This window comes from Oleiphilus sp. HI0067 (assembly GCF_001635735.1).
The window spans coordinates 1-10,834 of the sequence record NZ_LWFI01000512.1 but is presented as its reverse complement, the minus strand read 5'-3'; the positions used below and the strand labels follow the sequence as shown (position 1 = coordinate 10,834).

At 45.1% G+C, this 10,834-nt stretch carries 9 protein-coding genes; 7 read left to right on the top strand and 2 right to left on the bottom strand.

Features of this window, described 5'->3' with window-relative positions; translation table 11 throughout:
- From A3739_RS06090 to A3739_RS06060, 7 genes are all read left to right on the top strand, one after another.
- On the top strand, window positions 1–1,004 hold a 1,004-nt coding region (locus tag A3739_RS06090), incomplete at its 5' end, for a rod shape-determining protein (RefSeq protein WP_068500692.1).
- 61 nt (window positions 1,005–1,065) lie between these two features.
- Window positions 1,066–1,923, top strand: coding sequence for a rod shape-determining protein MreC (gene mreC / locus A3739_RS06085; protein WP_082869349.1), 858 nt, complete (start codon window positions 1,066–1,068; stop codon window positions 1,921–1,923).
- Complete coding sequence (mreD, locus tag A3739_RS06080) at window positions 1,920–2,399, top strand: rod shape-determining protein MreD (RefSeq protein WP_068476111.1); 480 nt, start codon at window positions 1,920–1,922, stop codon at window positions 2,397–2,399. The genes mreC and mreD overlap by 4 nt, the downstream gene beginning before the upstream one ends.
- A gap of 4 nt (window positions 2,400–2,403) precedes the next feature.
- Window positions 2,404–3,015: a nucleoside triphosphate pyrophosphatase gene (locus A3739_RS06075; protein ID WP_068476110.1), complete on the top strand. Its 612-nt coding sequence runs from the start codon at window positions 2,404–2,406 to the stop codon at window positions 3,013–3,015.
- Between the two features lie 12 nt (window positions 3,016–3,027).
- Window positions 3,028–4,581 carry an Rne/Rng family ribonuclease gene (locus A3739_RS06070; RefSeq protein ID WP_068476109.1) on the top strand — a complete coding sequence of 518 codons (1,554 nt, stop codon included), beginning with the start codon at window positions 3,028–3,030 and terminating at the stop codon, window positions 4,579–4,581.
- Window positions 4,582–4,618: 37 nt separating this feature from the next.
- Window positions 4,619–8,434 carry a YhdP family protein gene (locus A3739_RS06065; RefSeq protein WP_068476108.1) on the top strand — a complete coding sequence of 1,272 codons (3,816 nt, stop codon included), beginning with the start codon at window positions 4,619–4,621 and terminating at the stop codon, window positions 8,432–8,434.
- 28 nt (window positions 8,435–8,462) lie between these two features.
- A complete protein-coding gene (locus A3739_RS06060) occupies window positions 8,463–9,230 on the top strand; it encodes a carbon-nitrogen hydrolase family protein (protein WP_197469578.1) in 768 nt (255 codons plus the stop codon).
- Window positions 9,231–9,271: 41 nt separating this feature from the next.
- On the opposite strand, the gene yjgA is transcribed toward A3739_RS06060, so the two are convergent.
- Window positions 9,272–9,805 (bottom strand): ribosome biogenesis factor YjgA, encoded by a 534-nt coding sequence (yjgA, locus tag A3739_RS06055; protein WP_068476106.1) that lies wholly within the window; start codon window positions 9,803–9,805, stop codon window positions 9,272–9,274.
- A gap of 19 nt (window positions 9,806–9,824) precedes the next feature.
- Window positions 9,825–10,834: magnesium transporter (gene mgtE, locus A3739_RS06050; protein ID WP_068500690.1), on the bottom strand; the 1,010-nt coding region annotated here is incomplete at its 5' end.

The window sequence follows — 10,834 nt, the reverse complement described above, 5'->3', positions numbered from 1 at the left end:
TGTCGATCGATTTGGGGACTGCAAATACACTTATTTATGTGCGCGAACGCGGCATAGTTTTAGATGAACCTTCTGTTGTCGCGATTAGAAATTCGGGCGCTCAAAAAAGTGTTGCTGCGGTGGGTGCCGAAGCAAAACGAATGCTTGGTCGTACCCCCGGAAACATCACTGCAATTCGTCCGTTAAAGGATGGTGTGATTGCAGATTTCGTAGTAACTGAAAAAATGCTTCAGCATTTTATTCATAAGGTTCACGAGAATAGTTTTATTACGCCGAGTCCTCGCGTGTTGGTCTGTGTACCAAGTCGTTCTACAAAAGTTGAACAAAAAGCGATTCGTGAATCTGCATTAGGTGCCGGTGCACGTGAAGTGTATTTGATCGAAGAGCCTATGGCTGCAGCGATTGGTGCAGGATTACCTGTGGAAGAGGCGAGTGGTTCGATGGTCGTTGATATCGGTGGTGGTACAACTGAAATCGCGATTATCTCATTGAACGGTATCGTCTATGCAGATTCAGTTAAAGTCGGTGGCGACCGCTTTGACGAAAATATTGTGACTTATGTGCGTCGCAACTACGGTAGTTTAATTGGTGATGCGACAGCAGAGCGTATTAAACAAGAGATTGGTTGTGCTTACGAAGGCTTGGAAATTCGTGAAATCGACGTGCGTGGACGTAACCTAGCTGAAGGTGTTCCTCGTGGATTTACTTTAAATAGCGACGAAATCTTAGAAGCGTTACAAGAATCTCTAGCTGCAATTGTTCAAGCTGTGAAAGGCGCGCTTGAGCAATCTCCACCAGAGCTTGCTTCAGACATTGCTGAACGAGGAATCGTACTAACTGGCGGTGGTTCACTACTTCGCGGTCTTGATCGTTTGTTAAGCGAAGAGACTGGCTTACCAGTTATTGTTGCTGAAGATCCGTTGACATGTGTTGCTCGTGGCGGCGGTAAAGCGCTTGAGCTTATCGATACAAACGGCGCAGATGGTATTTTTGCTGTCGAATAAGCAAGCTACCTAAATCCTGCTATAGAAGTGGGCTTAGTTGCTTTGCCATTAGGAGTGCGCCATTAGTACTGTATTTGTACAAGGTCCGTATTTGGGCTATCGCTTGATACTGGCGGTTCTCGTTAGTGTCGTGCTGATCGTTGTCGATGTGCGTTATGATCAGCTCGATCCTGTTCGGCGTGGTGTTAGTACTGTACTGACACCATTTCAATGGATGAGTGATGTACCGCGTCATATCACTGATGGTATTGGTTTTCTTTTTACTTCCCGTTCGTCACTCGAAGATGAGTTAGATTCCCTTAAAGCTAAAGTTCTTGTTCTAGAACGCCAGTCTCAAAAGCTTGCTAGTACAACCGCAGAGCTGAATCGTTTGCGAGAGTTATTGAATGCTTCTCGCGTTCTTGACGATGGTGTCGTAGTCACCGAACTTGTAAGTGTGAGCCCTGACCCAAACAAACATTATATTGTGATCAATAAAGGTCGCAGCAGTGGTGTGTATGTTGGGCAAGCTGTATTAGATGAATATGGCTTAGTTGGCCAAGTGATTGATGTCAGTGAGTTTCAAAGTCGGGTTTTGTTGATATCAGATGATCGTCATGCCGTGCCGGTGCAGGTTAATCGAAATGGTGTTCGCGCCGTTGCCTACGGGTTTGGTTCGCTATCCGCCTTAGAGTTAGCAAATGTTCCAGATACAGCAGATATTCAGGAAGGAGATTTACTTGTGAGCTCTGGTTTAGGTGGGCGCTTTCCGTCAGGCTACCCTGTAGCGACCGTGACGAAAGTTGCACACGATCCAGGAGCAGCATTTGCGACAGTGAAAGTCACTCCGCAAGCTAATCTTAACCGCAGTCGTTTATTGTTATTAGTTTTTCCAAATAAAGATGATGCGCCACAAAGCGGTGTTGAGGTCGCTCAATGATTTATCAGCCTAGTATGTTGGCCGTGGTGATCACCTTCATGTTGTCGGTGATACTCGAACTCATATATTTGCCGGCAATGATTTCGTTGTTCAGACCAGAGTGGTTGGTCATGACAGTCTTCTTTTGGACTCTGCGCTCGCCTAGTACTGTTGGTATAACTGTAGGCTTTTTTATTGGTCTGCTGCTGGATGTGATCAGTGGTGTATACCTTGGGATCAACGCCTTAGCCTTGAGTATCGTGTCGTATCTTGCGATAGGCATGCACAAGCGCTTTAAGCTTTATCCTTTGTTGCAGCAGTCTCTTGTTGCGTTCGTTGTTGTCATTATTCATTTGTTGATTGTGAACACCTTTACCTCTCTGTTAAGTCGAGCTGAAGCACCTTCAGATTTGTTGCTTCGGGCTATGTTTAGTGGGTTTTTATGGCCTATTCTTGTTGTTGTATACGACAGAATTAGCTTTGCTTTGCGAGGGTAGGTAAGTGCAATTAGTGTTAGCTTCGGCCTCGCCTAGACGTTTAGAGTTGTTACAACAGCTAGGTTACGATCCATTAAAAAGCCCCGTTGATATTGATGAGTCAGTTCATGACTCTGAGAAGCCGTATGCTTATGTTGCTCGCATGGCAAAAGAGAAGCTAGTAGCGGCAGCACATCAGTTTTGTCTTTCTAAGACTTGTATTGATGGTCGAGATTACTTAATGCTGGCAGGCGATACTGTTTGCGTGCATGGTGAGCAAATTCTGATTAAGCCGGAAGATTTTTCTGATTTTCAACGAATGATGCGCGTGATGTCAGGTGATCATCACACGGTCGCAACTGCCTATGCTTTGGGAGTATTAAGTAATGGCCAGCTTAGCGAAGTTCAGGAACATATCGTTAAAACTAAAGTCTTCTTTAGAGGGCTAAGCGATCAGGAAATCGCTGATTATTGGAAAACCGAAGAGCCTTTCGATAAAGCTGGTGGTTACGGCATCCAAGGCATCGGAGCGGTACTGGTCGATAAAATAGAAGGTAGTTACAGTAATGTTGTTGGCTTACCCTTAACGGAAGTTCACCAGAGTTTGAAATCGTTCGGTCTAGAATCAAAACTTTAAAAGGATAGTGTTTTGAGCGAAGAGTTGCTTATTAATGTTACCCCTGTTGAAACGCGTGTTGCGGTTGTAGAAAACGGGATGTTGCAAGAGGTATATATCGAGCGATCCAGTCGATTAGGGATTGTCGGTAATATCTATAAAGGCAAGGTTGTACGCGTATTGCCAGGAATGGAGGCAGCTTTTGTAGATATCGGTCTTGAGCGTGCGGCTTTTATTCATGTCTCTGACATCGTCGGGCCCGCAGAGAAAGATACTGCGCAACCTGATATTGCGCATTTGCTTCGTGAGGGTCAGCCTCTTGTTGTTCAAGTCACTAAAGATCCTATAGGCACTAAGGGTGCGAGATTAACCACTCAGTTATCTGTAGCGAGTCGCTATCTTGTGTACATGCCTAGCGTCCAACACATTGGTATCTCTCAACGTATTGAAGAAGAGTCAGAGCGTGATCGTTTGCGTTCCTTAGTGACGAAAGCCACGAAAAGTGAAGCTTTTTTTGCTGAGCGTGCTGCTGAGCCGAAGTCAGCGACTGAGCAAAATAATGATGCTGTTGATACAGAAGCCGGTGATAGCGAATCGAAAGATGAAAACGGGTCTGGATTTATTATTCGAACAGCGGCAGAAGGCGCTGGCGAGGATGAATTTGAAGCGGATATTCGATTTCTCATTCGGCTCTGGAGCAAGCTAGAGCAGCGCATTAAAAATTGTGCTGTAGGTGAGGTGATATACCAAGAATTACCGCTTCATGTGCGGGCTATAAGAGATTTGGTAAAACCGCAGACAGAGAAAATTCGCATCGATTCCAAAGAAAGCTTTGTGAAGGTAAAAGAATTTTCAGAGAACTTTTTGATTGATGTCAGTTCGCGATTGGAATATTACCCAGGTGAGCGTCCGATTTTCGATCTGTATAGCATTGAAGACGAAATTCAAAAAGCCTTGGGTAGGAAGGTTCAGCTGAAGTCTGGTGGCTACCTGATAATCGATCAAACCGAGGCTATGAGCACAATAGACGTTAATACTGGTGCTTTTGTTGGCCACAGAAACCTCGAAGAAACTATCTTTAAAACCAACCTCGAAGCGGCTCGAACGATAGGAAGACAGCTTCGTTTGCGTAATCTTGGTGGGATTATTATCCTCGACTTTATTGATATGGAAGACGAAGAGCATCAGCGTCAAGTCTTGCGTATGCTAGAGAAAATGCTCGAGCGCGATCACGCTAGAACCACGATTAGTTGTGTGTCAGAACTTGGTTTAGTGGAAATGACGCGTAAGCGAACAACAGAAAGCTTAGGGCAAACTTTGTGCGAGCCTTGCCCTGTTTGTGATGGCACCGGTTCACTTAAAACAGCTGAAACCGTCTGTTATGAAATCTTGCGAGAAATCTTGCGAGTTAGTCGCGCGTACGATGCGCAATCGATCATGGTGATGGCATCTCAAAGTGTCATTGATCGCCTGTTGGATGAAGAGTCTGATAATGTCGCAGATTTAGAAACTTTCATCGGCAAGCAGATAAAGTTTCAGGTTGAACTAATGTACAATCAGGGCCAGTACGACGTTGTTTTACTCTAGCGTCACTCCCTTAAGATAAACGCATAGGTTTTTCGCTTTGAATCGAACCTACAAACTGCTTAAATTCAAAGCGAAACTGCTTGCGTATACCGCATTAATAGCGGTCCTCGTCTATGTTGTAGCAGGGCGTTTAGTCCTCTCACAGCTTCCAGATTATCGCCTTTCTTTGCAAAGCTACCTAAGTTCTGAGCTGGAACTGCCTGTTGTGATCGATCAACTTGGGGCAAAGTGGAGTGGCTTTGATCCAATTCTTGAGATTCGCGGCATATCAGTCAATGGTGCACCCAACGCACATATAAAAACGGCACAGATTAAGTTCGCGTTCTTGGATACTCTGCTCAATCAAGCGCCGCGAATCAAATCTATTAAGTTAGACCAAACGAACCTTGCTCTGCATCAGGATAGTCAAGGAGGGTGGTCGCTTGCCGGGGTCGATTTATTTAATTTGCAAATAGACGATGACAGTACGTCTCAGTTTGCGATTGAAGATATTTTAGATGGCGCAAACCTAAAGCTTGTTGATGCATACGTGCGCGTGACAGTGCATGGCAAAGATGAGCGTGTATGGCATCTTCCATCCTCAAGTTTGACGTATATTGATGGACAAATATTCGCGCAAGGTAACGTCATTCGTCCAAATGGATTGCAGCCCTTAGCGCGATTTGTTTATAACAGCGCTGATTTTGAATCTAGTTCATCGACTGCCGGAAAACTCTATATTGAGGCGCGATCTGCTGACTTTCTTGATCGTTTTCTTGAGGCTTATTCTTGGAAAGGTTTAGTAATTAACGACTTGGATGTGAGCGGTCGCGTATGGCTTGATCTAGCTGGTCTAAAGGTTGAAGGGCTTTATGCCGATGTTCAATTACATCGTCTGAATTGGAGTGCCGATCAAAAAACTTTATTGCCGATAGTGAATTCATCCGCGCGTTTCTCTTGGCAAGGCAATGAAAACGGGCATCGGGTTGCCCTGGATAATCTTGTCTATCAATGGAATGGGCAGCGATGTTCAATTCCTGGAGCTGTACTTGAATCCTCCGAAGCTGGACTGAATGTCTCGGTCAGTCAAATAGACCTAGATTGTACCGGCGAATTATTGCGATCGGTCGATCTATTAGATAGCGATCTAAGTGAGCGACTTAGGGTTAGTGATCCTAGTGGTCTACTTAAAAACATGCATATTGCTTTGGATTCAGAAAGCGATGATTTTTCGTTTAAATCAGAGCTACACAAAGTATCTTTGAAGCCATTTAGGGGTACTCCTGGTGCAACGAACATCGACGGTTTTATTGAAGTTAATGAGAACCTAGGTTACGTCGATTTTTATAGTGAAAAGTTCGGCTTATTTTTCCCTGATTTGTATTTAAAGAGCTTTGATAGTTATAGCGCGTCAGGCCGGGTTCAATGGTATCAAGATGGCGATGACTATGTGGTCGAGTCGCAAGGCCTGTCGTTGAAATTGTTCGATGATGCAGAAGTGACTGGCGATTTTGTTCTCCGACTTAATGACGATTCGCAAGAGGATTACCTAGGTTTGATGCTCGGTATGACAAATGTTGAGTTATCGAATGTGATTGATTTTGTACCGTATTATGCTGTTGATTCGACCTTACATCAGTGGCTCGCAGAGTCGCTTAAAAGCGGCATTGTAGAAGATGGGCGTTTTATTGGGTATGGAAGTATCGAATCTGACAGCCCCAATAATAGCTTTAGTTCAACCTTGGCGCTCAGAGCGAAGCCAGCCGAGCTAAAATTTGACGAGTTATGGCCGTCACTGACTGATCTCGATTTAACTCTGAATTTACACAACGACAGGCTGATCGTAGAAGCTGAAAGTGCGCAGATAAACGGTGTTTCTGTTCGTAATCTCTCTGCCGTTATGCCGGAGGTAAGCGAAGAAGAGCCCGACTCTCGTTTACAGGTTGATGCTGAATTATCCCTTGATGGCGCGGATTATGATTATTGGCTTTCAGAGTCTCCCATTGCTGATGCAACCCGAGGTGTTTCAGATTTACTTAGCTTTGAGGGGCCTGCGGAGGCGCATCTAGGGCTGAATTTAGTTTTTCAGGATGAACTGCAGACCGATTACAGCATTGACGTATATGCACGAGGTTTGAAAGCGAGTCATCGAGATAGCCACTTATTTGCGGAAAACATCGTGGGTAAGTTGAAGGTGGATTCTCAAGCAGGTATTAATGCCGATATGTTATCGATGCAGTTTATGGGCGAGGCTGCATTTTTAAATATAGAGAATCGTTCGGATATAGCGGCAACAGAGTTGAAATTATCTGGGCAGTTAAATCCCAGTAAGCTATTCACGGATGAGAACAAGCGGTCTAGTAATGTTCCTTTTTATGGCGTAAGCGGTCGTACCGCCTTTGAATCCTCATTGATAATTCCTGATGCGCAAGAGCCAGCACGTTTTGAGATGACGAGCAATATGCAAGGTCTTGCAGTTGATTGGCCTGAACCTTTTGCCAAATTATCTGAATCTAAAAATTCCGTGCAAGTAAATGCTTCGATTAAAGAGAAGCAAGCGGATGTCACTATCATTCTAGATGGTCAGGCACTACCAAAAGGAAGTGGGCAGCTCTTGTTTGTTGATGAGCAATTAGAGTACGGAAAGCTTGTGCTGTCATCATCATTAAACCCTCTAGACTTTGGCGCGTATCGTTTTTCTGAAGAGGGCTTGGGTGTTGCTGTCGCGCTTGATCATATTGAAGTTGAGCCATGGATAGATTTCGCTAGCGAGACCTTTACTGGCGAGGCGGGTGAAGCAGGAATATTGAAAGAGATTTTTGTCAAAAGTCCTGTCGTAGATATGTTTAACCATCGCGCTCTAGATGTCGAGGCGAGAATCTCACCATCCTTATCCAAGATAAATATCGTTTTGTCAGGTAAGGGCGCTGAGGGTGAAATTGTTTTTGCCAAAGGGGCTGCACCAGTTTCCGTGAATCTGAAGCACCTGCGTATAGAAGAACCAGCGGAGAGTCTTGATGGAGATAACGTTGCAGATGTAGATCCAAGAGAAATAGAGGCAATGTCATTCGCGGTGGATGACTTGTATTTTGGCGGCACTGCATGGGGGGCGTGGCGCTTTTGGACAGATTCTGATGACTATGGAATGGTGTTTAGGGAATTGCGCGGTGAAGTGTCAGGGAGTGCTCTAGAAGGGCAGCTGTCATGGCAATATGACGAAGGTCATAGCCATACTATCTTAACGCTTGATACTGCAGGAGCGAATGTTAAGCCTGTACTGGAGTTGTTTGGTCAGGAATCGCCACTAACGAGTGGGAAATATAAATCGGAGTTGGCGCTAGTATGGCCAGATCAGCCACAAAACTTCGCTTTATCAAAAGTATCTGGCACTGCTTCTATGACATTTGAAGATGGAGTTATCTCAACTGATAACCAAGCAACCGGTATTTTGCGTTTGTTTGGCGTGTTTAATGTCGATGCTTTAGTTCGCAGATTGAAATTGGATTTTTCCGATTTGTATAAGCAAGGTATCAGTTATGACAACCTCAATGTCAATGTCGTGATGGATCAGGGCGACCTTCGCTTTGTTGATCCATTAAAGATCAATGGTCCCTCAAGTAACTATACGCTCAGTGGTCATGTGGATTTAGCGGAGCAGATGTTAGATCTGAAAATGTTGGTTGAACTACCTTTATCTAGCAATGTTCCTATCGCGGGCCTGATGTTGGGAAACCCCGCTATAGGCGGAGCAGTGTGGCTAGTTGATAAAATCTTAGGGCAACCCTTATCAAGGCTTTCGACTGTGCGCTATGCCGTGAAAGGGAATTGGGACAACCCAGAGATGACGCTCGAGCAGGCCATCAATGCCAAGTAATACGCAGTTGTGTTGCGCGGTCGTGCAAATGAATAGTTCAGACGACTGGCGCAGTAATTTCAATAATGCCTTGATGTATATCGAAGAGGCCAGTGCCTCAGGTGCTCGGCTCGTTTTATTTCCAGAAAACTTTCTCTGTTTTGGGCAAAGTGCATTAGCGCAATTTGCTCCGCATGTGGATGCTTGTATTGAGCAGTTTCAATCTTTGAGCAACAAGACAAATATGACGCTCATTTGTGGCTCAATTCCAGTCGAGAATGGCGAGGGGAAGTATTACGCTCGTAGTTTCGTGATTGCACCAGAAAAAGACACTGAATACTACGACAAAATCCATCTTTTTGATGTGGATGTAGATGATGGCGTTGGGGCTTATCGTGAGTCAGATACCTATTGCGCGGGGGATGACCCAAAGGTTGTTTATATAGAGGGCGTTGGGCTCGGCTTAAGCATTTGCTATGACTTAAGGTTTTCTGAGCTTTATCAGCATTACGCGAAGCAGGGTGTTCAATTGATAACTGTTCCTTCGGCCTTTACTTATGCGACAGGGAGTCGTCATTGGGAGTTATTGCTTCGTGCTCGTGCAATAGAGACACAAAGCTTTGTGTTGGCTGCAAATCAATGCGGAGAGCACCAAAAGGGCCGCCGTACTTGGGGGAACAGTATGATCATTGATCCCGATGGGAATATTTTGGCATCAGCCAATCATGAGCCGGATATTATAGTTGCGAACTTAGATCTTTCCTTTTTATCCGAGATCCGCAAAAAGATGCCAATTGCCCAGCATAAGCGTCTTTAGTCTTTACTGCTGCGCTTTGTAGTTTTATAGAGCGCTACGATTTAATTCAGAATATCTTCTTCGTATTGCTTCAAGAACTTGAAAAGCTTTTTGGCTGCGCCGGTATTCTTTTCGTTTTGACGATCTTTATTCGCGTTTCTCACAAGCTGGCGTAATGTCTGTATCTCAACGCTTGGGTGTTTTTCGACGAATTCAGTTAATGCCGCATTACCTTCGTTGATCAGTCTTTCTCTCCAAGCTTCGAGCATATGTAAGCGTTTCGCGTATATATCGCTAGATGTATCGAATCGATCGAGTACTGTCTGAATTGCATCAATGTCTTGGTTGCGCATGACTTTGCCAATGTACTGTAATTGGCGTCTTTTGGCTTCCCGTGACGAGATGCGTTTGTAGGTCGTGATGCCTTCTTCTAATTCTTCTGAGATAGGTACTTGTTCAAGGTGGGAAGCTTTTAATTCACAAAGCTGCTTGCCGATTGCTTGTAACGCTTCCATCTCGCGTTTAATTTGGCTACGACTTTTAATGTCTTCGTCGAAATCTTCGTTGTTGCTATCGAATGGGTCGTGCTGACTCATAAAGTACCTGTGATCAAATTTATGCGTAGGCGATTGAGGCTAGGCCTAAAAAGGAGAGGAAGCCTACAACATCAGTGATAGTAGTCAAGATCACGCCACCTGCGAGTGCTGGATCAATGTCGCGCGATTTCAAAAAGTAGGGGAGTACGGTACCTGCTATAGCGGCTACAACGAGATTAATCATTAAGGCTGATGCGATTACGATTCCGATCGTGATGTCTTTGAACCATAGCATTGCGAGGCCTGAAACCACGGCAGCCCATAATGCGCCGTTAATCATGCTCACAGTGAACTCGCGATTGAGTAGCCACTTTAAGTTGCCACTACTGATTTGACCGACTGCCATACCACGTATCACAAGTGTAAGAGTTTGGCTTCCTGCTATGCCGCCCATACTGGCAACGATTGGCATTAGTACAGCCAGTGCCACGACTTTTTCAATAGTACCCTCAAACATGCCAATCACGGCAGAGGCAATAAAGGCGGTGACTAAGTTTATGCCCAGCCAAACAGCGCGCCTTTTGGTTGTTTGCTTCACCGGTGCGAAGGTGTCTTCATCCTCGTCGAGCCCCGCCATACTCATCAATGAGTGATCAGCATCATCCCTAATGACATCAACCACGTCATCAATGGTGATACGCCCAAGCAATATATTATCGTCGTTCACGACTGGTGCGGTGACCAAGTCCTGACGTTCGAATACATTCGCGACTTCGCTATCTGGCATATTGACGTTGATTGTCGTGATGTCTGTTTCCATGACCTCACGAACCGTAGCACTTGGGCTAGATACCAACATCGTAGTTAGTGGAAGGATACCGACCAAAACACCATTTCGGCTAACAACGAGAAGACTATCTGTCATCTCGGGTAGGCTTCGGTGTCTTCGCAAGTAGCGCAGAACAACGTCCATTGTGATGTCCGCACGGATAGTTACCGTGTCGGTGTTCATCAGGCCACCGGCAGTATCTTCCTCGTAGGCGAGGACTTCCTCGACACGTTCCCGGTCTTGGCTGTCCATGGAGTCTA